The following is a 24,862-nucleotide window of genomic DNA, read 5'->3' on the forward strand; positions in this document are numbered from 1 at the left end:
ATTTGAAGAAATAAACATAGCTGATCCTCGTTCTTTAGTCTCAAGACTGTATAGTTAAACGTCCTACTCGAATTGCCTCAACAGGCATACCATCAATTAGTGGGTCAACCTTATCAGAACTACCCAAAGCATTGTATTCCTGTACGAATTGCACCATTGATTCAGATGTATCAAAAAGCCCGAATTCATTAATTGGATTGTTTTCCAACAGACAAAGTTGCCTGTTTTCAAATATAGCATGTCGGATTAATGACCATCCACCCAAAGTCCATATATCATATCCCAACCATTCAACTAAATCCTCAGAAACCAAAACTTCACTATAAATGGCATTCAGAGTTGGTGAAGAAAGTACAATCACTTCATTTTTGATTGGGATTTCCTCATCCAGGTTCATGAATAGAAATACATCTTCCTTTGTCGTGGCTAAGTCAACAAACAGATTAAAGTACTCAGATTGTATTATTTCTTCATACTTCGCCATAAACTTTTCCGGAAGTCTTTTTTCCAGAAAATAGGTATCAACATCATACCATTCCATTCTTTGCATACCATGATAATGAATTCCTCTTACGGGATTTAAAGGAAGACTTGTCACATAATTGGGATCATAATCATGTGTGGGCTTCCGAACCATTAAGTACCCAGCAATACTGTATTTATCTAGATTCAAGGGATTTTTATCTTTAAATAATATTAAAATGCAAAGCACTCTACAGACTATACGCCTTTGTTCATGATCTTTTCTGCCAGAGCCGGACTCAATCTGTTTATCAGTTTGAGCAGTTTAACCTTTCCGATACTTATTTCAAAGTGATCTTTGCCGAATGACCGAATAAATTCATTTACTAACTTTTCAGGCGAAATCTTGCCTTTGCCCCGCCCTTTGGTCATTTCGGTATCCACCAGAGGTGGAATGATTTCAAAGATCCGGATTTTATCAGATTGATCACGTAAAGCTTTTGAGAAAATATGTATTCCTGCCTTTGTAGCGCAATATACCGGAGCCTGCATTTTTGGTACAAGACCCAAACCTGAAGATACATTTACCACAGCTGCATTTGGCTGAAGTTGTAAAATTGGCCATAACAAAGCAGTTAGTTTCAAGGGAGCAAGCAGGTTAACCTGTACTTCATGTTCAATCTTATTGATCAGATGTAGCTCTTGTTCAAAATCATAATTGTACTGAATTCCTGCATTGTTGATCAGAATATTTGTATCAGTATGCTTCTGTTCTACAAATGTTACCAGTCTATTCAGATCAGTAGTTTGAGATACATCGCATTCAAAAGGGATAATCTGATTGCTCATAGAAACAAGTTCATTCAGCCGGTCACGATTTCGACCAACTGCAATAATTTGATTATCCAGTTCCAGAAACTTCAGAGTCAGAGCCTTTCCAATACCACTGGTAGCTCCTGTAATAAGAATTTTATTGCCTGTAAGCTGCATATAGTTATTTGCCTGTTTATACAAAGCTCCTATATGTATCAGGCTTGTGCATTTACATATGTAAAGGAATTATTTCTTTGACCGAATACGGCTTAGCTGAGTAGGGGTAATTCCCAGATAGGAAGCAATATGGTATTGTGGTATCTGATTTTCAAGATCCGGATATTCCTGTTGAAAGCGTTTATACCGTTCGTCTGCCTGTAATAATACCAGGTCTATCTCCCGTTTTTCTTTGTATACATAAAAATACTCTGCCATCTTACGGGCAAATGTCTCTATTGTTCTGTGATGTTCAAACAGAGTTGTTATCTCATTATAGTTTGCCACCAGTATACTGCAGTCTGTCAATGCCTGCAGATTAATCTGATTAGAGACTTGCATAACCAGAGAGGCATAGGCACCTATAAATTCATTATCGGTAAAAAAGGTCTTGTTGTACTCTTGCCCTTCTCCATTACGATAAAACGCCCGAACTACACCTTTTGTCAGAAATCCGATTTCATGTTCTTGTCGCCCTGCTTCGGCAAAATACTCTCCCCGCTTCAGCATACTTTCAGTAAACAGTTGGCTGAAAGCATTCCAGGCAGCATCATCCAGCCGAACAATCTGATTAACACACGTTTGTAAAGAGCCTAACACAATAAAATGGGATTAAGAGAGAACAGACAAGTTGTGGTTACCAGAACGATGCCGATCTGAAAAAGTCGTGAGGAGCCTGACCTGTAAACAAACGAAAGCTTTTAATAAAGTGTGACTGATCAAAATAACCTGCGTCATAAGCGGCTTCGGTAAGGCTTTGAGCCGGTGAATAGGTCGTAATAAAATTACGTAGCCGAACAATAGAGGCAAATTGCTTAGGAGAGGTACCTACCACACGTCGAAACCGTTTCTCAAAAGGATCACGGCTTAAGGGCACATCCTGTACAAGTTCTTTGATGCGTATATTTCCTTGAGCCAGCCGGATCTTTTGCAATGAATTAAGGATAAGCAGATCTGGCTCACGAACCTTTAATTCACCCATCAGAAATTGTTCTACAACTCGTATACGTTGTATAGTATTCTGTACTTCTGCCAGTTGTGCTTCAATATCTCTCACCTTCCAGGCAGGTATCAGGTTATCTAGTGATGTACTGATGCCTGCTAGTTCAAACAAAGGCTCTTTGAAAAAAGCAGATGCTCCTTGCTCAGTAAAGACCACCAGCAGATTAGTCGTCTGTGACGTATAGTGCATTGTACGCGAAACCGTCCGAATACCTGTAATAACAGAGGAAGGTAAGACAATGTTTTCTTTATCGCCTTTGCTCTTTACCAAACCTCTACAACGGAATGCCAGTACAATAGAAGTATCAGGTAGTATCCTATTCTCCTGCATATGCTCACTCTCAATAAGTACAAACTGCTTAATGAAAGGCTTTAAGGCTTCTCTTGGGAAGTATCGTTGAATATGCATAACTCAGATCAAAAAGTAAGATTGGAGTTGGTATAGCAAACAATTCAGAGGTCTACATCTATCCAACAGAAAACTCCGCAGATCCGTTCTATGTCTGAATAGCTTGAAAAGCCTGAACTTTCTCTACAAATTGCTTGAATATACCACTTACTTGTTCCCATTCCCGTTGCTGAATCAATTCTTTTGGAAAAAGTTGTCCTCCCATACCCAGACCTTTTGCTCCAGCTTTCAGAAATGTAATACAGTTCTCAAGATTAACGCCTCCTGTAGGCATTAGTTTGATCTGATTCAGAGGCGCCAGGACTTCTTTAATGAATTCTGGCCCTAACCGGGAAGCTGGAAACACTTTTACCATACTAGCCCCCCACTTCCATGCCTGATAAATTTCAGTAGGCGTATAGGCTCCCGGAAAGATAGGTACACCTTTGGCAACGCAGCTTTTAATTACGTCTTCATCCAGAATAGGTGTCACAATAAACTGTGCTCCTGCATGTAATGCCTTGTCCAGATCATCCAGAGTGCATACTGTACCCGCTCCAATATTCAACCGGGTTCCATATTTCTGACTTAGAAAAGCAATTGTAGACTCTGCCCCTTCTGAGTTCATGGTTATCTCCAGATTGGTAAGGCCAGACTCTGCATAGTGAAAAGCCAGGCCATCCATGGTTTCAGTGGGAAAATTACGCAAAATGCCTACAATAGGCATCTGATAAAATAAATCCCAGGAAAATGTATTGTTCATACTATAAGATCTATAATCATTTACTTACGTTTCTCAGAAAGTATCTTCATGGCGGCATTATGTCCGGGTATACCACTAACAGCACCACCTCTGCGAGCACCTGAGCCACACAGATAAATACGTTCGTGATTTGTTTCCACCCCCCAGGTCTGATTTTCGTCTGCATTTTCTGCAAAAAACCAACTCAAGGCATTGTGAAAAATATTGCCTTGTGGCATTCCCAGTTCCCGTTCCAGATCCAGTGCGCTTTTAGCCTCTATACAAGGCTTTCCATACATATCTTCTGCAATACAAGCTTCCAATGGTTCTTCCAGGTATTCATTAATTCCAGCCATATAGCTTGCTATCACCTGTTTTTTGGTAGCAATGTTTCGGTCTGTAAACAACCTATAGGGTAAATCAAGTCCAAACAAGGTCAGGGTATGGAAACCTATCCGGGTCATTTCAGGCGACATAACAGTACTATCTGTCAATGTATGACAGTATACTTCACCAGGCAATACCTGTGGTAGCTTTCCAGCTATTGCCTCCCGATAAGACTGAGCCATCTGACTGTATGACTGATTGATATGAAACGTTCCAGCAAATGCATCTTCAGCAGAGATGTTTGACTGCTTTAAGTCAGGCAATCTTTTCAGCAAAAGATTGATCTTAAACGCTGTACCTTCATCTTCCGGTTGAGGCGTATAGGAATCTCCCATCCAGTCAGCTAGTTGTTGGGGGGCAGCATTGATCAATACATAGGTTGCTTTTATTTCCTGGGCCACATTATTCTGAGTAAATGCAACAGTGTGGTATGCACTGCCTTTTCTGATATTAGTTACATTGGCACTTGCCAGCATATTTACACCATATTGGTTTGCGCAGGATATCAATGCCTGTACTACATTACCCATTCCACCCAAAGGTACACGCCACTCGCCGGTTTTATTTCCTATTACGTGGTACAGATAGGTACGATTTTGAAGCAATGATTCATCATGTGCCTGTGTAAAAGCGCCAATTTTCGCATCCGTCAGCAATACTCCCCTTAAAATATCGTGCTGCACATGTGATTCAATCAACTCCCCTATTGGCTTTTCTATCAGCCATTTCCATGCAGATTGTTCATCTGCTGTGGTAAATCTTCTTTCCCACTCCTGTCGGCTTTGCAAGGGTTGTAAAAATGAATCCCAGATTTTCTCGGCCATCAGGTGATTAACTCCCTGAATCTTCTGATATCCCTTATAGTCTCCTGGATGTAAAGACTCTATCTGTTGTTGTGTCAGTTCTTCATTCTCGTTGCTGATCAATAACCCATTGTACCTTCCATTCTCATTAAAAGGTGTATAGGAGGCAATCTTGCGCCTTCTTAACAAAAGACGCAGGTTCAGATCTTTGACAATCTTTTCAGGAAACAAACTTACCAGATAAGAATAACGGGACAGACGGGCATCGTAATCAGGAAATAGTTGTTGAGAGGTGGTGGCTCCTCCGATATAGTCATTTTTCTCTATAATCAACACTTTTTTACCGGCTTTAGCCAGATAGCAGGCTGATACCAAGCCATTATGACCTCCTCCAACAATCACTACATCGTAACTCGTTTTTAATACAAACATAAAAAGTAAAATGATCGGCCTAAAAATAGAGGAAATGATGCGATTTGTAAAAGTATCTTAGTGGAGATTTTATTTTTCTATCTTTGGCCAGGGTCTATACAAAAGGGAAAACAGAGAGGGATCTGGAGATCATCTTATTAATTCATTACTATGACAAAAACAATTCTAAGCCTTCTGTTTATCCTTTTCCTTTGTATCACACAAGTGCAAGCGGGCTGGTATGAATGTTATACTTACAAAGGCAGCATTAGTAAATATCCCATTACACTTTCCATACAAGTACGAGATGGTTTTTTTGGGGAGAAAGACAAAAAAGATTTTAATCTGATTGGCGTCTATAAGTACGATGCATATAACACCCCCATACGACTGGAAGGCAAACTCAACAGACAGACTAAAAAGGTAGTATTGTATGAGGTAAACGACCAAAAACAAAGAATTACGTTTGAATTTGAGTTTTCTGAGAAGATGAGTACAGGAGTATGGAAAAATCTTTCCACTCAAAAGACCTTCCCATTACACCTCAACTATGTGTCGAAGTTGATAGAACTCACTCCTGAATCTGCCATTGTCAATAATGAGGTTCTCCAGACAAATTCGCTGGAAAATTATTATTTCATAGGCATTTACTCCAAACAACCAGGGGAAGACAGAGTCCATATGGACAAGCTTAAGATCATTAACAAGAAAGATAATACTCTCTTCCAGATTATTGACTTTTCATCTGTTGAAACCCAAACCGGAAACATCAAAACCATTGTTTATGACAATGTTGAAGTCTATAATCCCCACAAAAAAGAATTTCTTGTATGGAATGATATCGGCAGAATGGGTGGTTATCTGACAGTCGCATTCAATCCCAAAACACAGAAATTCGAACTAGATCCTGAGCCACAGATCGACGGACCAGAATAATCAACTTCTTTTCTGAGAAAAGCAATCACCTATGGATAAAAAAGCAAAGAACATTCTCTTTAAAACGTATTGGAAAAACGGATGGGTCAGTCGGATATACACAGATCCTGACGATTTTGACTATGCCAAATTCAAAGGCTTAATGTTTGATCCTTTGACTATTTCACATGATCAGTGTCTGGTACAGATACATGGACTACTTTCTGTGATTTCAATGGACAAAGTAGTTAAAGCGTTTCTCAGTAGTTTATCAACAAGACGTCTGGACTGGCGTTCAGGCATTGCTTCTTATTTTATTGCTCAGCAATTACCGCCACACATCTATACAAAAGCTATTTCTGGTCAATCCTATGACAATACAGGCAAAGTAACTCATACAAGTTATACCTGTGGTATCTGTAGAGATTTGAAGTATGGCATAATAGGAGACGAATTTTATAAACATATAGATCTCAATGTGCTCAACTTTGAAAGAATCAAGTGGGGAGGTGTGAGACATGGACATCTGGAGTATACGTTTTTTGACTTACAACAATTTCAACTGGCAGAAATACCAGAGCCCACAGCAGAAGACATTACCATCTTTCGATCTATGCTGGAGATTATTGAAAGCAGCCAGCCTGCGGACTATCCGGGTGCTCTGGAAAAAAAACTAGCCTCTGTTATACCATCCACCAAAGATGAACGAAAAGTTCTCATAGAGATACTGTCGTGTATCGATATTTTAAAACCTGCTTCGTATAACCGACCCAGCAGAGGAAGAGGTGACTGGATTTTTGCAGAATCCTGGAGAGGAGAAGACAAGTATGATAAAGCTTCGCTGGAGAAATATTTTGGAGGGTATATTGGGTAAAATAGGAGGCAATAACTTCTTCAATCATGTATTTTCAAAATGCTGATCTTCTCTCTGCTTGTAGCTTCTTCATTTTTTGCTTGCCCAAAAAATGAAGCAAAAAAGGGCACCTTTTCCCGATCCTTCAACCCGCAAGGCCAAAGGCCAACCTCGCGGGAAAAGGAAGCCCTACGCACCTACACTCCCACACACGATTGAAGTTATCTTTGCTCTCTTTGTAAATTAACTTTTCGTTGGATAACACAGGTTAAGTAAACAGTATTGAACAGAGTTTGGACTAACAACTTTCTAATTAAGCCAAGCCTTCTTTTAAAACATCTAATGCCTCTTGAAAGAAAAAATAGCTTCATCTGAATTCTTCTTTCCCATGTACAAATCCCGGATGATCTCGGCAGCAATCAGGCTAAATGTAATACCATTGCCACCAAATCCCAAGGCAAAATAGGTTAGTGGACGTTCGGGGCTTTGGCCTATGTAAGGCAATCCGTCTTTGGTTTCAGTAAAAGTACCTGCCCACTGGTAATCAATCTGATAATGTATAGAAGGAAACTTCTTTTCAAATGCTCTTTTTAATGCTTCACTTTTACGAGGAATTAAAGCATCCCTACGTTTCGGATTGTAAAAAGGCTCATCCCGTCCGCCAACCAGAATTCGTTTGTCTACTGTAGTTCGCATATACAGGTAAGGGCGAGCAGTCTCCCAGATCAGGCAGTTTCCATACCAAATCGCCTCATCAGGCATAGGTTCACTGATGATAGCAAAGGTAGAGTTCAGATTTTCAACAGGTTGTTTTAAATACTTTTGTGACTCATAGCCTGCTGCTATCACTAATCGTTTTGCTTCAATAGTACAATCTTCTGTGGTCGTTATTCGTACATGATTGGATGCATAGTGTATATCCTTAACCTCCGTCTTATCATACACTTTACCTCCCAGGGCAATAATCTTCTTTAAAAGAGCATGCGTAAGGCGATAGGCATCTATCTCTGCTGCGTTATCGGAAAGTAGACCAGCAGGTGTTGAAAAATGAAATTTGTCAGCAATCTCATCTTTATCAAGCCAGCTAAGTGCAATGCCATGTTTTCGACGAAGTTCATACTCATCTTTTAATGCAGCTACATGTCGTGTACTGGAAGCATAATAAAAACTTTTTCGGTTACGAAAAGTTTTGCCTTCACCCACTGTGTTAGCAATATCCCCTACTTTATCAATAGCATCCAGACATAGGTGATAGCTTCGTACGGCATGTTTCTCTCCAACCATGGGGATCAACTGATACAAAGGTGTGTCGATTTCATACTGCAACAAAGCTGTACTGGCGCATGTACTCCCCATTCCAACATGACGGCGGTCTACTAAAGTGACCTCAACTCCTGCCTGAGCCAGATGATATCCTACCAAAGCTCCTGTAATTCCTGCCCCTATAATAAGTACTTCAGTTTTGCTATTGTGTTTCAGACTGTTGTAAGACTGTATAAATCCATCTTTTATAAGCCAAAAAGGTGTTTCGCTGCGTAAATCCATATAGAGTTAAGAGGTACAATTATTTTCTCTTAACTAGTATTTATCCTTTACTGTTTGCAAAAGTTAAAATCTTTTATGTTAGTAAGTTCTATAGAAAATGGCTGGAAGATAATTTATCAGCGAGCACATGGCCTTCTGGCAGCTCAAATCGCATCTCATTGGAAATTCTCAGAACCACCACTTTACTGGACCGAAACATTGGTTGCGATTGCAGAACATGACGATGGGTTGGCCGAATCATTTACCAGTGAGAACCTAACAGAGGCTGGTGCACCCAAGCATTTTCAGTTGATGGAATTTAGTGTGGAACAGTACCAAAATGTTATGGAGATTTCAGCCTCCAAGAGCCGCTGGAATGCCTTGCTAACGTCTATGCATCTGGAATTTCTGTATGCATCCAAACGCCATACCAATCCACAGTTGGATCAGTTCCTACGACAACAGGAAACTCTTCGCAAACAACTTATAAAAGAACTGAATATTACCAAACAGACTGCCAACAAAAGTTACCGTCTGCTGGAATGGAGTGACGCATTGTCTTTACTTCTATGTATGAGTCAGATTCAGCCAGAACAACGTCGAATCGAGATCAGTACCGGGCCTGATGGGACACATCATCAGCTCTGGCAGGATACAAAAGGGATGTTGCATGTCGATCCCTGGCCCTTTGTCGACCATTCGTTTACTATAGAAGTAGAGTATCGCATCCTTACTCAACTTTCTTTTCCTTCTCTTTCTGCCTTTACAACCGCTCTACAAAAAGCAAAAGTAGAAGTAGATACCTGGACATTCAGTCAATAATTCTACAAACTGCTTAGTTTCTTAAACGCTAAGATCTGATTGTAGCACTCAACCCGTCGATTGGCTACTCTGCTATAAGAAAAATAGGTAACATCTATTTCCGGATGAAAAAAAATCATAAAACATGGTTACCTTTTACTTAGATCACCATAAACATTTAAAAGCATAACAAGCTGGTAAGTTTTTGACTTACAGAAATTTACCAAATAAACTATGCAAAAACATTACTGTAAATTCATCTAAACTTTATCCACTTATTATCTTTAAAAAACATGGAAGAACAACCAAGTCACCAAATCGTTCCTGTTACTGACAATGGTAAAACTATTGCAATTTTAAGCTATATCACTCTTGTTGGATTCATTATTGCACTGATTATGCATAGCAGTAATAAAACCTCTCTAGCTGCATTTCATTTACGTCAGGTGTTACTGTTAATTATTATAGGTGTTGCAGTTGGCTTTGTTGCCTGGATACCAATACTCGGCTGGTTAGTTTGGATTGTTACCTGTATCGGTTTGTTTGTTCTATGGATTTTCGGCCTTATTGCAGCAGTCAATGGTGAAGAAAAACCAATGCCTTTATTAGGAGCAAAAGCACAAGAAATGTTTGCAAGTGCATTTAAATAATTTGAATAACAGTTAGCGAAACCAATTACATACAATAAACCCAGCCTATTTCGCTGGGTTTATTTTTATAGAATACTCTCTTATTCCAGTACTAGGATAAATATCCATACTGTACAGCCACTTTAATAAGACTGGCCACATTGTGTACATTCAGCTTTGCCAGCAGATTGCTCCGATGTGTCTCCACTGTCTTTTCGCTGATAAATAATTGCTTTGCGATATCTTTGGTAGTTAATCCCTTGGCAATTAAATCCAATACCTCCTTTTCTCTTCTTGAGAAACGCACATTATAAATATTTCCTTCCTGTTGCTTCTGTCGGTTCATCCCTTTCAGCACAATCTCCATTACCTCTGCACTCTGATATGTATTCCCCCCAAAGATGGTACGTATAGCCTTAAGTAACTCTTCCCTTCCAGTATTCTTTAATAAATATCCCGAGGCCCCGTTCTTGAACATTTTACGAATAAAGCTTTCTTCACTATACATGGAGATTGCCAGCACCTTTGTTTTCGGAAATTCTTCTACAATATGCTTACAGATGTCCAATCCGCTCTCTTTACCCATATTGATGTCCAGCAACACTATATCTATAGAGCTTTCCTGTAAGGCACTCCATACCTGAGCCCCATCCTGACAAGACCCAACCACCTCAATATCAGACTCCTGAGAAAGAAAAGAGGCAATCCCCTCAGTGAACATCTTGTGGTCGTCGGCTAATAAAACCTTTATCATGAGAAAATCCTGTAAAACAGTGTAGAAAGCTGGCAAAAATATAATATTTTCACCAAAAAATTTAATCTTTTATTTTCACTTTATGAGGAGGATCGTTCTGCTTATAGGTATAAGTTGTGGAATTTTCCTGTACTGTGTAGCTATTGCTCAGCCCCCTTATCCTGATCCCGAAAAGAATTACAATCAGGAAGAACTCATCCGATGGCTTCGTGACTTTCAGCAACAAAAAGATACGCTTGGGATAGCATTCTGTTATCTTGCCTATGCCAAGAATCAGGAAAAGTGGAATGACCCTGAAGAGTCTCCTGTCTATAGCTATAGCAATAGTATGGAGATGTTTCGTCTCAAAGGTGACTCATTGAACTACTATGAGGCAATGGGAGCGTTGGGTATCTACTTTATGGACAGACCCTTGTTTCGTCAGTTTGCCAAAGAATATATAACACAGTCAGTAGCCTACTTCAAACGAAGCCATATTCCACAGAAGGAAATTGGACATCTGATCAATTTAGCCAATGTGCATGTACAGGAAGGACTCATTCCTGAGGCCACCCAAATGCTGCAAAGAGCAGATCAATTAAACAACAAGTTAAAAAACCCACTATTTCAGGGAAGAACGGATGCGGCATGGGCTGATTTGTATGGTCATATTTTTAACAATGCAAAGGCCCTCGCCTATGCAGATAAAAGTCTCCAGATAGCCCGGCAAGCACATATCGAATGGCTGGAAGCCCTGTCTCTCTATTACAAAGGTCGTTCCTATAAAGATATGGGTCAGTTTACTGAAGCCATCCCTACCCTTATGGAAAGTCTGAAAATAACCGAATCCAATATCACACTTTTGCAACTACGCAGAGAGGTATACCGAAGTCTGGGATATGCCTATATGGATCTGAAAGATTATGAAAAGAGCACCCAATATATGTTGAGGATGCAGGAAACTGCTGACTATGCCTATAATTCCAAAATCGAACGAGATATCAATTCGTTTAAAGACTATTTGCTTATTGGCCGTCAGAAAGAACAACTGGCTAAAGCTACCCTTGAAAAAAAGCTTACTCAATCAGAACTGGATCGTCTGCAATCCCGGCAGCAATTTTATATCATCATTATTGTATTGGCGGTATGTCTGACTGGAGCATCCATATACATTGCAGCCAATCAGGTTCACTTAAATCAGTTACGGGATGAGAAAGTTAAAAAGAACCTTCAGATAGAAACGCTTAGTGCACTGATACAAGGCCAGGAAAGTGAACGATCCCGTATTTCGCAGGAGTTACATGATGGAGTGGGTACCCTTCTCTCCCGTATAAAGATGTGTATAGAGCATCCCAGTATGTCAAGAGAGAAGGTAGTCCAGATGATAGACGATGCCTGTGGAGAAGTACGTTCCATTTCTGGCAACCTTCAACCCAATACCTTAGAAAAATTCGGTTTGATACGTGCTGTGGAAGATCTGATTATCAAACAAAAAGAAGAATCTCCACAGATTATCTTCCAGCATTTTGGTTCTCCTACTCCTATCACACCCGACAAAAACCTGATGATTTACCGAATTGTTCAGGAACTACTCACCAATGCCCTCAAACATGCTGAGGCTTCTGAAATACTCTTAGAGATTGTATATCAGAAGGAAGATATACTATGCCTCACAATAGAAGATGATGGGGTAGGATTTGATGAAAAAACTGTATCACCCGAAAGAAGCGGCTGGCGAAATATTCGTTCCCGAATAGAATACCTACAAGGTATTTTATGGCTTAATTCCGCTCCAGCCATAGGTACTTCCGTTACTATTCATATTCCTCTAACATAAAAGAGCCTGCAAATATACACCTATCATCTGACGCCAGTAATGGGGTTTATGTGCACGTCCCTGCCATTCATAATAGGAATGACAAATCCGTTTTTGCCATAGCAACTGACTGAATGCTCGATTATTTTCGAGAAAAGGGTCTTCATTGCCACAGGTCAATACAATCTCCATCTGTCGCAGATGTTCCAGCCAATACTCATCCCGCAGATTGTAAAGAAAGTGACTGGGGGTATTAAAATAGATCTCTTCATCATAGTAATCGCCAAATAAACTGCTAAACTCTGCTACAGGTACAGACAAGTCATATCGTCCACTGAAGGCAATCACTTTGTCAAAAAGTTGCGGATGCCGGAAGGCAATATTAACCGCATGAAAAGCACCTAAGCTACATCCATGTGAGATCAATGAAGAATTGGGATTCTTTTTCTCAGAAAAAGGCAGTACTTCTTTTAGCACATACTGCTCATATGCCAGATGTCGGCGAATCCGATGTGGAGGATCGGCCCAGAAGTTATACAAACTTTCTCCATCAATGCTATCCACACAAAATAACTGTAACTCTCCATTGCACAGATGTGGCTTCAGTACTTCACTCAAACCCCAGTCTTCATAATCATAGAATCGCCCCATGCGTGCAGGAAATACCAATACGCGTGTTCCGGATGTTCCCAGAACCAATAATTCCATAGTGCGGTTCAGATGTGGACTAAACCATTGATGGTATTCGCGGTTCATTTTTTCGGATAAATTAACATCCGAATATAACTAATTGTATATTAACGCATTATTAATGAATCATTAAAAAATAATATGTGAATTTTGGCCAATAACTTCCTGCCATACCTGATAGCCTTTCACACTCAGATGTAATCCATCTTCCTGAAAAAGTTCTTTTCGGGGATATCCATTGGCATCCAGCATAGGCGTGAATACATCAATGTAATGCCATTGGGAACGGGCATGAATCTCTTTTTGTATAATCTGATTGGTATAGCGAATACGGTCTATAATATCCCAGCGGGCAATACTCGGTTTGACAGACAAAAAGGAAACATTGGCATCTTTCAGAGAGAGTGAGGCCTTTTCCATCAGTGCCACCAAAAACAATAGTACTTCTTCCGGATGCCTTCCGTCACCCAGATCATTGTCCCCTGCATAAATGATCAGACTTTGCGGATGATAAGGAACTACCACACGTTCAAAATACCAGGCACAGGCGGCAAGAGTAGACCCACCAAAGCCAAGGTTCAGAATATTGTAATCGGGGAAACTGGCAGCAATATCCCCCCACAACCGTATGGACGAACTGCCATAAAATACAATTTTCTTTTTAAGAGGATCGAGAAACTTTTTCTTTTCAAGCGATTTTACTTCATCTTCAAACCAGAACATAATTCAATAGCGTATTGATCAGTCAGTAAAGTTACATTATTGACAAACAATAGCTCCATGAAAAAACCGTTTCTCACAAAAGAGTATAGAAAAATAGCTAAAAACCCCAGAGCAATTATCATAGATAACTCCCTGGGGTATAATATGTACTTCTGCTCAACTTATTTAACGGATAACTCTGTATAATATTTTACTTTCCACTTCACTCTCCCATTAAGAGGATCTTTATCCACTGCGAAGGCATTTCCTTTCTTGGTCAGGTTTACCGTTTTCACCACATTGTCAGTTGGCAAACAAACTATCCCCTTTGCAGTGTTTCCGTTGGCAGAATACACTACCAGATCCAGATTTGTCCAATCCATCTCAGCGGTAGATTGCGCCAGTTTGATATGTGGTAACATAGCTCCATCACGCACCAGTAGGATAATATCCAGTTCTCCTGCCTCAATGGTATGCCAGCCACCTGCATATACTTTACCTGTCTGGTAGTCGATCCACTGACCTTGTGGCAGATATACATTACGGCTACGCAAACCGCTTTCAAATAGCGGTGCCACCAACATCTCCGAACCAAACAAATACTCGTTGTCAACCTGCCATGCTCCCGGATCATTCGGAAATTCAACAAACAAAGCTCGTAATACAGGTAATCCTTTTTCTGTTGCCTGCTTTGCCTGTGCATAGATATACGGCATTAACTTATACCGCATTTCCGTTGCCTTACGAAAGTAATCATTAAAATTTTTACCATACTCCCATGGTTCCTTAGGTGCTTGTCCATGGCAGCGAGTATGCGAAGAGAAGAGTCCCATTAGCAACCACCGGCGATAGAGTTCTTCCGGTGTTTTGGTGGTGAAACCACCGGCATCATGACTCCAGAATGAAAACCCGGACAGCCCCAATGATAGTCCACCTCTCAGTTCGGACTCCATACCCATATCTGTCGATTCAGCATCCCCCCCCCAGTGCAACGGAAAACGTTGACTACCAGCCCATGAACTTCTTGCCCAGATGATGTTTTCATTATTGATCCGTTTGGTAATATCTGCTACAGCCGTTTGATAACGCAAAGGGTACAAGTTATGCTCATAAAAACCAGTACGCCCATTGGAGTAAACACCATTCAAAGGGGCCGCTTCACCAAAATCAACTTTAATAGCACTTACACCCTGTTTTAATAAACCTCCTATCTTGTCCTGATACCATTGAATGGTACTCGGGTTAGTAAAATCCAGCACTGCATCTTCGTAAGGGATATTGCCTTTGCCATCTTTGACAGCCAGTCCTTTGTCTACAATTTCAGTAAATAGTTTGTTCTTGGGTACAAAATAAGGCAGTTGCCATAAGCAAGTATGAAAACCTTGTTTCTTCAGGTCCTGAATCATCCCAACAGGATCTTTAAAACGGGAAGGTGCAAACTGGTAGTCGCAACGCCAGTCTGTTTCAAACCAGCCTGTATCAAAGTGAATAACATCTGATGGGATTTTATTCTCACGCAATTGTTTCGCAACCTTACGACCATCTTCTTCGGAGAAATAGGTAATGCGGCTCATCCACAATCCAAATGACCATAAGGGAGGCATAGCAGCCTTGCCTGTCAGGTTGGTATACTCATCCAGAATATCTTTGGGCTCTCCCAAAAACACAAACAGATCCAGTTCATCATCCCCAATCATCAACGCATTGTTGGCATTAAAGGTAGCTCCGAAATCACAGGTAATTGGTGACGATGTATGCATAAACATACCATACCCACGACTACTCATAAAGAAAGGAACAGGCTTATAAATCTCGTTGGTCTCTACTCCATTCACATCATCTGCCCATAATACCACTTTCTGTCCATACTTATTCAGTTTTGTAAACGACTCTCCACAGCCATAGATCTTTTCATCAGGCATCAGCGAAAATACAGCAGCTATACTTCGGGAATAATCAGAAGCCCTTCGCACAAATGAAAAGGGTAAAGTTGGAGTAAATGAACTCTTTCCGTCTGTCTGATGACGTGTTTGTGTTAACAACCGTCCCTGTGCATCCCACACTTCTATTTTCCAGGGATTTTCTTTAATTACAATTCGTCCGAAGGCACTTTTGTATTGATGTCCACCTGCTACTTTAGCATATTGCCACGATTTATCAGTCGCTGGTTCTTTTACCAGCATGAGTGAAGGTTCGCTTTTATGGTATTGAGGTCCGGATGTGGCACGAATCCGAATAGTTTTGGGTGATACAAACTGAATAGAGAATGGAAGTACCGGATCAGCTGCGTATTCAATACCTGGAAACTCATTCTGGGGTGCCAAGTCTAAACCAGACATCGTATTATCAAACGCATGTCGGGTAGTGTATCTGGCCCGCTTCCAGGTTATGGAACCCGATAGGGATGCCGGATCAAAGGTCTTGAGATTATCGGCCAGAAAGTATGTATTGGTATACTCTTTAAAGTCTTTGCTAATATCAACGGGGTCATTGAGAATAAAAGGAGTCTGTGCATTGACTAATGGACTACTCATCAATGCAAAAACGCCTGCAATAAACCGAAACCGGTTTCTTTTCACTGGCTTTTCCATAAATAGGTAATAGAATAATAAGTAAAGATTGTGTTTGTTTTTCTGTTTGCTCTAATGGAACCTCTTTAGAAGATAGAGTTATTGTTGAGAGACAAGCTTACGCAGTACAACACCCTTTGCACCTGTTAACCGGATAGAATATACACCAGAGGGCAACTCAGAAGTGATATGGATTTGTCTGAAACCTGCTGGAACAGCTTGTTGGTATACTACTTGTCCCAACATATTTAGCACTTCAACTTTGTGATAGGTATTCTGCTCCCATTGAATCTGTATGCTTTTTTGTGCTGGATTGGGATAAACAATCAAAGAAGGATCTTCATAAAGCTGTGTTCCCAGTATGGGATCATCTCCTTTTTCCAGTAGAATATATTGTACAGACAGTTTAGGAACCGACACCTGGATCTGATCTGAGAGCGGAACAAGCTTTGCTTTAATCGCTTCCAGTTTATCAATAGGTCCTCCAATAGATGTTTGTGTGGGTCCTGCGCCATTGACAAGTACTTGCAATGAAAAATTTCCATTGCCTGTTCCACCAGTCAGGCCATAGAGATAATATCGATCTGGAGTAATGAAGTTTTGCGGCGTTAGCTTTATCAGTTGATCTGTCTGCCCTTTATTTACAATCACGATACCTGCCTCACCTGAGCTAAATGTAGAAGCATACACGACTACATTTCCGTCTCCGGATGTACGCGTTGTTTTTACCATATGATCACCAAAGAACTTCTGGAAATAATACATGTAGTAAAAAGGCGCACGCGGATTCCATAGTGCATTGCTTCCATCTGTATCATCACCCCGACCAAACATTCCCATGTCGTCTCCGTTTCCCCATGCATTGGCAATATTCCATCGGTTTGCCATACCATACTTGTGTTTGATCATTTCACCCAAAACCAGTACCGCATGCATACCGTTAACATACGAAGCAGCCTGTTTTGAGCCTTCAGCAAAGATGTTCCATTCTGTAAGGGTAGAAGCTTTTACAGGTACACCCCACTTTTGCGATTCTGACACTGTTCTATTGGCATATTTCTGAACTTCGTTCTCTACCGAGTTGAGAATGGTTGACACTGTGGAGTTCTCCTGAAAATTGGTAAAATAAGTATGATCTACATACCAGTCCGCTTTATTTCCTACTCCTGCCAAAACACCTTCATCGTTTTGTACTCCAATATAGATGACAGCCCCTATTTCTGAGGCGGCCTTTTGCATAGAGTCAATAAACACCTGACAGTGTTTCCCATACAGTTCCGGAGTGAGAATTTCCGGTTGTCCATCCTTATTCTGGGAAGTTATGATCTTATAGCTACCAGACCATGTATACAAATTCTCATTACCAATTTCCCAGAACTTTGTACGTCCTTTATCATAACGGACCCAATCAGCAGCCAGATGGGCAGCAGTTTGTACAGGTGTAAGACCTGTGCCATATCGGGCATATCCATAATTTACTGTGATTAAACCTTCCGTGCTGGTTTTTGCCAGAAAGTCATAGTAGTCATCCAATCCAAACGTCCAGTACCCTTTTCCAGGTGTCCAATATCCAGAAACCGCAGTGCTAATCGTCGCTCCAGACTTAATCATCTGTGCAGGAAGATCCGTGGGCAAATTTTTAAACCATCCTCCGGAAGCACCATTGGGTTGTTGCAGATTCCAGTCCCATTCAACATTCCAGAAGTATTCGTCACTATGTAATCCTCCCGGATAGCGAATGATTTGAGGATTAAGCTTTTGAATATAATCAACCAACTTGGCCTCCTGATTGTATGTACCAGAATACTGATTGGCGTTTGTTCCATATATGTAATCAGATACCTTAGCAACCGTATCAGCAAAATCTATGGTAAAAACAGAAGCTGGTGTACCCTGCGGAAAGTTTATTACCTCGTAGGCTGGTGCAGTAGCTGTCTTATTTTTAAAGTTATGCAAAAAGACTCCTGCTGTATTCTGAGCAGTAACGTTCCAGCAAGTCAGCAAAGCCCAACTCCACACTATGTATAGTTTATTCATATTCAACTGATTTGTATGGTACTAAAACAATAGGTATTCAGATCCGATCATATAAAAATGTCCTGTTATAGCACGTATTCTCTACAACAGGACAAACGTTTATCATGCAGATCCAAAGACTGAATGTATTACTGGATATTTTTAACTACCCTGATATTATCTACTGCTGCAGAAAATGTCTTTACAGCCTCACTTCCATCATTAACGAAGTAGAAGTTGATACCACCAGCTCCCGATTCACCCAGCACTTGAGTAAGAGAAGTTGGTGCGCTACCACTATCATCATACGAACCATTTTTGGTTTTCTTAAAATCTGTGAGAGGAATAGTTACTGTATGCCAACCGGTAGTGGTCGTATAAGCAGTACTACTTGAACTATTATCACCTCCACTCCAGGGAGCATAACGAGCCATATAGTTGTTCCAGTTACCATCTTTCGCAATCAAAATACTTCCCACTTTCCATTCTTCTTTGATATAGATTTCAAACTTCAAAGAATAGCTGGCAATCCCATCATTCATATTTTCGGCACTTACCCACTGAGTAGAGCCGGTATTAATGGATCGGTTAGTGTTCCACCAGCCACCATCACCAGCCCCAATACCCGCAAATTCCATCAATGCATAATTGCCATGACCTCCTGGAAATTTAGTCTCATCATTGGAAGTGGCACATCCCCAGATCAGTGTATTGATATCATCAAAATTACATAGTACACCAGAGCCAGTATAATAATTAATAGGTGCACTGGATTCTACATCTCCATATTTCGTAGTCACCTTCACAGATCCACTTGTTGCCAACGAAGCAGGAATTGTTACTTCAATAGACTCTGCATCTTCTGATACGGTAAACTCTGTTATCTCCACATTACCAGGAAAAGTGATTTTCTCTACCAGATAAAAATTAGCTCCTGCAATAGTCATCTTCGATCCGGGAAGCCCATTTTCATTGTAAATACCACTGATAACAGGCTTAGGAGGTAATAAGGTAAAGGAAAAAGTAGTCTCACCGTGGGTAGTAACAATCCGTAATGTATTGGATACAGAAGATTCTGTCGCTTCTGTAGGAGCCTCTGCCGGGATAGTTATGATGATGGTTTGGTTGGTATTATAAACCGGATTAAAAGATGCGTTATAATCGTTAAAATAGATATTTTTTGCATTAGCTAAATTTTCCCCCTGAATAGCAATCAGTGTACCTGGATATGTCTGCGTAAATGTGCTGTCTTTTGTTGCAGGATTGAGCATTCGAACTTGTTTGACAACAGGTGCGCCCAGTTCTTCATCCTTACAGGCATTTAAAGACACAGTGATGGTGAGCAGAACACTCCAATACAGGAGTGTTCGTATATGAATAGATATATTTTTCATGTTAGCGTATAAATTACAGTCTGTGAAACAGTCAATCAAAGGAATAGTAAGTCTACAAATCCTCTGTAAATGTATAAGGAACAGGTTCTTTACGTAGATTGGGAGCCTGCGTAAGTTCAACTTCCGGATAAGGAAGGAAGAAGTGAGCAGCATCTACACTATAACGAACTGGATTGTAAGTAATATTCCATTTGGGAGGAACAGAGCCTTGTACATGTGTAATGGTATAGTTCCCTTTGTCCATGTTGCTGAGTATAGTCAGTGCTTTGGTAGGATTGAAGTAGTACAACCGCACAAACTCATACCATTGTACCCCCTCCATAGCACACTCAATACGCTTTTCATGAAAAATATCATCAAATGTGATGGATGTCTTGGCTGCGAGTCCGGCTCTGGTACGTACAGCATTAAAATACTTAAGTGCTTCTGCGTCACTGGTAGCGTTTGCATTCCCCATAACAGCTTCTGCATAGATCAGGTATACTTCTGCCAGACGTAACATATAGGTATTGATAGCTGTACTCATATTAGCAACTCTGCCATCATTATCGGACGCCAATCCCACTACATATTTCTTCACGTTGGCACGATTCCCATTTGTTACCACCAGTTCTTCTATGCTTTGTGTACCATCCGGATTGGTAACAATCTGATGGATATAATTGTATCTGTCACCTGGAAACATAAAGGTGGCTTTTCTACGAATGGAATCTGCAGCCTCGTATTCTTTCAGAATGTCAGCAGTGGCGCCATGATCTATACCCCATCCATCCGAAAAACCTGTAATGGAGGAATTAAATGCCATATAAGCCTGTAATGTATTTTGTGTTCCCCATTCACCATTGTACACCCACTGTAAGGCAAACAAACTCTCTATATTGTTATTATTGGCAGTTTTAAATAAGTCTGCATAGTTTGCTACCAGTTTAGCCCCACTATTATCAATTACATCTTTGGCATAGTATCTGGCACTATCCAGATCTGTCTGGTCACGGCTACCTTCAGAGTGATTTAAACCTGCTCTTGTCAGAAACATTTTGGCTAACATTCCTTCAGCAGACCATTTTGTGATACGCCCTTTCGCGACAGGGATAGCAGGAAGATTTTGGGCAGCATATCTGAAATCCCGGATAATAAATTCCCAAACAGACGCTACTGTATTACGTGTAAGTGTTGTGTCTGTTAGTAATGCAGTGTTATCTGTAATGATGGGAACAGCCTGGTAATTACGTACCAGATAGGAATAGGCCAGGCCACGCATAAAACGAGCTTCTGCAATCGCATGTTTTTTAATGGATTCAGATACTGCGGCTCCCGCAAACTTATTGACATTTCGGATAATCGTATTACATTGTCCGATTGTATTAAAGAAGGCTCTCCAGCTGTATAGTACCTCATCTTCGGTAGAGGAGGTGGTAAAACGCACATGAGAAGTCCAGCTAGAACCTGAAAATAAGGTACCACCCCGTGCATCTCCAACAGCAAAGGATGCTTTGTCGTTATAGTCAAACCAGACAATATTATACAGTGCGGCCGTTCCCATCAGCACTTGTTCATCTGTCTGATAATAATTTTCGTCTACAATCGAGTCAAGAGGCGTTCTTTCCAGAAAATCTTTGCTACAACCTGATAGCAAGAATACAAATACAGTAAAAGCCGGATATATAAACTTGTGAATATTTTTCATAAACATAGAAATCAGAATTAGAAATCAATACCGAGGTTAAAAGTATACATACGAGTCAGTGGATAACGACCATAATCTACACCTGTTACTGTACTGTTAGGGTCTGAGCCATTTCCTACATAGGCGCCTACCTCTGGATCATACCCTTTGTATTTGGTAAAAGTGGCTAAGTTCTGAACACCCAGTGCTATACGAACTCCGTCTAATCCTGAAATTCTTGAGTAAAGCGATTTGGGTAGAGAATAACTAAGCTGCACATTTTTAACACGCAGATAGGATCCATCTTCTATATAATCTGATGTAGCTCTATCTCCATTACCATTGGCATCACTTGCTACAACACGGGGATGGGTAGTTCCTGCATTCGATACATAAGGGTTTCCTTCTGCATCTGTTGCCAGGCGAGCATAGTCTGTCGCTCCTTTCAGAAGGTTACGACCAACATTAATACGGGTAACATTTTCATTTTTGAATCGTACATAGTTAAAGATCTGATTGCCATAGGATGCAGTCAGTAATACCATCAACTCTATTCCTTTGTAGTTAAATGTGTTGGTAAAACCTGCGGTGAACTTAGGCCAAGGATTACCAATTATTTTTTGATCCTGTCCATCGATGACACCATCCCCATTCAAATCTTTATATTTTACATCTCCAACCCAAGTGCTGCTTTGTGCCACTGTATTGTTTTTAGGGATAGGCGAATTTTTGACTTCATCTAAATTCTGGAAGATACCTTCTTTTTCATACCCATAAAATTGCCATATAGGCTGGCCAATCTGAGAACGAGTCAGGAAGTTTACCATAAACCAGTATTTTCTATCCATATATGCACTCTCTGAATATAGTTCAGTCAGCTTATTTCTCACACCAGATATATTCAAACTACTTCCCCAGCTAAAGTCACTTTTATTAACATTTACAGTAGTAATGGTAACTCCATACCCCCTATTTTCCATAGCACCCAGGTTGACAAATGGCGCAGCGATAGATCCCTGCCCAGATGTACCCATATAGTATGGTAATGGTGTCATCATAATTAATTTATCCGTTTTTCTCAGATACACATCACCATCTATCTGAATTCTGCTGTCAAACAAACTCAGATTAAGACCTAAATTATAGGTGAGGGTAGGCTCCCATTGAAAGTTTTCATTTGAGTAGTTACCAGCCAGAAAACCAGCGCCCCAGGTAGTTGTATAAGAATTTAACTTAGCCAAATACCCTTGTCCATTTCCCGAGTTTCCGGTAGTTCCAGCCTCAAACCGAAGTTTTAACTCATTTACCACTGGAATACTTTTCATAAAGCCTTCTTGTGAAATACGCCATGCAACTGAAGCCGATGGGAAATAACCCCAGCGTTTATTAGCTCCAAAATTGATAGAGCCATCTGCTCTGAAAGCAGCCTGGAAATAATATTTATCAGCAAACGAATAGTTTAAACGTCCAAGATATGATTCCATAGCCCAACTCCCCTTAGAACCATTATTAAGAGCTGTTTTTGCATCTCCTAAATTTAATTCTGTCTGGCTATTAGTTAGGAATCCTGAACGAGTACCAGATAATGATTCATACCAGCTTTCCTGAGCTTCATGGCTCACCATCAATCCAATAGAGTGTTTCTTAATTTGTGTGTTGTATTGTACTAACTGGTTCCAGTTCCAGTAAAGTGAGTTTCCAGCAGTCTTTTGAGAAACAGCTGTATTATTTGTAATACTACCCATTCTATAAGTAGGGGTAAATGTATACCCATTGCTAAACTGAGCATTTCCATTCAATGAGGTACGAAATACCAATCCTTTCCAGATATTGATATCTGCGCTGATACCTCCCAGCGCATTCATTCTGCGAATCCGGTTATCAATTAGGCTCGCCAAGGCAATCGGATTGGATGTAGAGAACTGTGCATTTATAGGTCCGCCCCAACTACCATCCGCATTACGTACGGCTATATTGGGAGCCTGCTCTATAGCAATGCTAATCAGATCATTTTGTGTGGAGTTAACTTTATCCTTGGTCTGGTTCAGAGCAATATTAGTACTTAATTTTAGCCATTTGCGCGTTTGATTGTCTATATTCAATCGGAAGGCATATCGATCAAAGCCAGATCCAGCCACCACACCTTCCTGCTTGAAATACTCGCCCGACATATAATAGGTAGTCTTATCGTTTCCTCCGCTTAAGCTTAACTGATGTTTTACTAAAGGAGATTGGCGGAATAACTCTTTTTGCCAGTTAGTCCCTTCTCCTAGCAAAGAGGGGTCCTGAAATTCAGGGACAGCAGTATTGCCCGTCAAAGACCGATATTCATTTACCATCTCAGCATATTCTCTCAGATTGAGAGTTGGTAAATACTTGGGGCGATCCTGTAGTGAATAAGTAAAAGCATAACCTGCCTTCATTTTGCCAGATTTACCGCGCTTAGTAGTAATCAATACAACTCCATTTGTTCCTCGTGAACCATATACAGCAGTAGCTGAAGGACCTTGTAAAATGTCAATAGTTTCAATATCACTTGGATTGAGGCCTGCCAACGGGTTAATAGAACTTGTTTGTCCGTATGATCCACCTGCTGCCCCTGATATCTGAACCCCATCAATGACATATAAAGGTTCGGTTGTTCCATTCACTGAACTTATTCCCCGAATATTTACAGAAATACCTCCTCCTGGCTGGCCAGTATTTTGTGTAATGTACACATTAGCTGCACGGCCCTGAATAGCCTGCTCCAAGGTTGTGTTCACTGTCTTTTCCAGATCTTTTGCTGTGATCGTAGTCTGAGCAGAACTCAGATCTGTACGTTTCATTTCCCCATATCCCACAACAACTACTTCATTTAGGATGGAAATGTCTTCAGGTAAAAGCACATCAATAGTAGTACGCGAGCCTACTTTGATTTCCTGAGTGACATATCCTATAAAGGAAATAACCAATACATCATTATCTGAGGCCTCAATGGCAAATTCCCCTTTGGCGTCTGTAGTAGTTCCGATAGCAGTTCCTTTTACAAGAACACTGGCACCCGGAATTTCTTTGTTATCCATCGCAGACTGGATAGATCCTTTGATGGTTCTCTTGGTAGATTGTGCCTGTACTTCGGAAAAAATCACAGACAGAACAATCAGAAGAAAAACCCATGAGATCCGATAATAACCGGGGGGAAGAGACAAAAGACTCCTGATTCCAGAATTAGAGTGTGTAAATAGTTTCGTCATAATAAAGGTGTTCATTTGATAATATGATTGAATGGGTAAAACGGTCTTGCATTTCAGGAATTGAAACCGCTTAATGAAGTACCGATCATAGCT

Annotated in this window: 20 protein-coding genes; 5 read left to right on the top strand and 15 right to left on the bottom strand. The window is 40.5% G+C overall.

The annotated features are described in order from the left end of the window. Positions 1-40: 40 nt before the first annotated feature. The 6 genes from QNI15_RS21340 to QNI15_RS21365 all read right to left on the bottom strand — a co-directional run bounded on the left by QNI15_RS21340 (position 41) and on the right by QNI15_RS21365 (position 5,245). A complete protein-coding gene (locus tag QNI15_RS21340) occupies positions 41-673 on the bottom strand; it encodes a hypothetical protein (protein ID WP_314033406.1) in 633 nt (210 codons plus the stop codon). Between the two features lie 47 nt (positions 674-720). After that, positions 721-1,452, bottom strand: a complete 732-nt coding sequence (locus tag QNI15_RS21345) for an SDR family oxidoreductase (protein ID WP_314033407.1) — start codon at positions 1,450-1,452, stop codon at positions 721-723. Between the two features lie 69 nt (positions 1,453-1,521). Then, entirely contained in the window at positions 1,522-2,091 is a 570-nt protein-coding gene (locus QNI15_RS21350) for a Crp/Fnr family transcriptional regulator (protein WP_314033408.1), read from the bottom strand. Positions 2,092-2,128: 37 nt separating this feature from the next. Continuing rightward, entirely contained in the window at positions 2,129-2,902 is a 774-nt protein-coding gene (locus tag QNI15_RS21355; protein ID WP_314033409.1) for a helix-turn-helix domain-containing protein, read from the bottom strand. Positions 2,903-2,990: 88 nt separating this feature from the next. Next, entirely contained in the window at positions 2,991-3,644 is a 654-nt protein-coding gene (locus tag QNI15_RS21360; protein ID WP_314033410.1) for a bifunctional 4-hydroxy-2-oxoglutarate aldolase/2-dehydro-3-deoxy-phosphogluconate aldolase, read from the bottom strand. A gap of 20 nt (positions 3,645-3,664) precedes the next feature. Beyond that, positions 3,665-5,245, bottom strand: a complete 1,581-nt coding sequence (locus tag QNI15_RS21365; protein ID WP_314033411.1) for a phytoene desaturase family protein — start codon at positions 5,243-5,245, stop codon at positions 3,665-3,667. Between the two features lie 150 nt (positions 5,246-5,395). Here QNI15_RS21365 and QNI15_RS21370 point away from each other — a divergent pair, with 150 nt between their 5' ends. After that, positions 5,396-6,160, top strand: a complete 765-nt coding sequence (locus tag QNI15_RS21370) for a hypothetical protein (protein ID WP_314033412.1) — start codon at positions 5,396-5,398, stop codon at positions 6,158-6,160. 31 nt (positions 6,161-6,191) lie between these two features. Beyond that, complete coding sequence (locus QNI15_RS21375) at positions 6,192-7,013, top strand: hypothetical protein (RefSeq protein ID WP_314033413.1); 822 nt, start codon at positions 6,192-6,194, stop codon at positions 7,011-7,013. Between the two features lie 318 nt (positions 7,014-7,331). On the opposite strand, the gene QNI15_RS21380 is transcribed toward QNI15_RS21375, so the two are convergent. Then, entirely contained in the window at positions 7,332-8,537 is a 1,206-nt protein-coding gene (locus QNI15_RS21380) for an NAD(P)/FAD-dependent oxidoreductase (RefSeq protein WP_314033414.1), read from the bottom strand. Between the two features lie 75 nt (positions 8,538-8,612). Here QNI15_RS21380 and QNI15_RS21385 point away from each other — a divergent pair, with 75 nt between their 5' ends. Both QNI15_RS21385 and QNI15_RS21390 read left to right on the top strand, forming a co-directional pair. Further along, positions 8,613-9,338, top strand: a complete 726-nt coding sequence (locus QNI15_RS21385) for a DUF3891 family protein (protein WP_314033415.1) — start codon at positions 8,613-8,615, stop codon at positions 9,336-9,338. Between the two features lie 272 nt (positions 9,339-9,610). Then, positions 9,611-9,967 carry a DUF4870 domain-containing protein gene (locus QNI15_RS21390; RefSeq protein WP_314004451.1) on the top strand — a complete coding sequence of 119 codons (357 nt, stop codon included), beginning with the start codon at positions 9,611-9,613 and terminating at the stop codon, positions 9,965-9,967. Positions 9,968-10,058: 91 nt separating this feature from the next. Here the strand turns inward: QNI15_RS21390 and QNI15_RS21395 are convergent, their stop codons facing one another. Continuing rightward, the gene (locus tag QNI15_RS21395) at positions 10,059-10,700 is read right to left on the bottom strand and encodes a response regulator transcription factor (RefSeq protein ID WP_314033416.1); all 642 of its coding nucleotides are present in this window, start codon (positions 10,698-10,700) and stop codon (positions 10,059-10,061) included. 82 nt (positions 10,701-10,782) lie between these two features. Between QNI15_RS21395 and QNI15_RS21400 the strand changes: the two genes are divergently transcribed. After that, positions 10,783-12,516, top strand: a complete 1,734-nt coding sequence (locus tag QNI15_RS21400; protein WP_314033417.1) for a tetratricopeptide repeat-containing sensor histidine kinase — start codon at positions 10,783-10,785, stop codon at positions 12,514-12,516. Here QNI15_RS21400 and QNI15_RS21405 read toward each other — a convergent pair. From QNI15_RS21405 to QNI15_RS21435, 7 genes are all read right to left on the bottom strand, one after another. Beyond that, a complete protein-coding gene (locus QNI15_RS21405; RefSeq protein ID WP_314033418.1) occupies positions 12,508-13,251 on the bottom strand; it encodes an esterase family protein in 744 nt (247 codons plus the stop codon). The genes QNI15_RS21400 and QNI15_RS21405 overlap by 9 nt on opposite strands. Before the next feature lie 63 nt (positions 13,252-13,314). Continuing rightward, positions 13,315-13,908 carry an SGNH/GDSL hydrolase family protein gene (locus QNI15_RS21410; RefSeq protein WP_314033419.1) on the bottom strand — a complete coding sequence of 198 codons (594 nt, stop codon included), beginning with the start codon at positions 13,906-13,908 and terminating at the stop codon, positions 13,315-13,317. 161 nt (positions 13,909-14,069) lie between these two features. Continuing rightward, positions 14,070-16,478 carry a glycoside hydrolase family 31 protein gene (locus QNI15_RS21415; protein ID WP_314033420.1) on the bottom strand — a complete coding sequence of 803 codons (2,409 nt, stop codon included), beginning with the start codon at positions 16,476-16,478 and terminating at the stop codon, positions 14,070-14,072. A gap of 78 nt (positions 16,479-16,556) precedes the next feature. Next, positions 16,557-18,494 (bottom strand): T9SS type A sorting domain-containing protein, encoded by a 1,938-nt coding sequence (locus tag QNI15_RS21420; protein WP_314033421.1) that lies wholly within the window; start codon positions 18,492-18,494, stop codon positions 16,557-16,559. Positions 18,495-18,622: 128 nt separating this feature from the next. After that, the gene (locus tag QNI15_RS21425; protein ID WP_314033422.1) at positions 18,623-19,867 is read right to left on the bottom strand and encodes a glycan-binding surface protein; all 1,245 of its coding nucleotides are present in this window, start codon (positions 19,865-19,867) and stop codon (positions 18,623-18,625) included. A 52-nt stretch (positions 19,868-19,919) separates the two neighbouring features. Continuing rightward, a complete protein-coding gene (locus QNI15_RS21430; protein ID WP_314033423.1) occupies positions 19,920-21,554 on the bottom strand; it encodes a RagB/SusD family nutrient uptake outer membrane protein in 1,635 nt (544 codons plus the stop codon). Positions 21,555-21,571: 17 nt separating this feature from the next. Then, complete coding sequence (locus QNI15_RS21435; RefSeq protein ID WP_314033424.1) at positions 21,572-24,769, bottom strand: SusC/RagA family TonB-linked outer membrane protein; 3,198 nt, start codon at positions 24,767-24,769, stop codon at positions 21,572-21,574. Between the last annotated feature and the right edge of the window lie 93 nt (positions 24,770-24,862).

The organism is Xanthocytophaga flava, assembly GCF_030068545.1.
GTDB classification, from domain to species: domain Bacteria; phylum Bacteroidota; class Bacteroidia; order Cytophagales; family 172606-1; genus Xanthocytophaga; species Xanthocytophaga flava.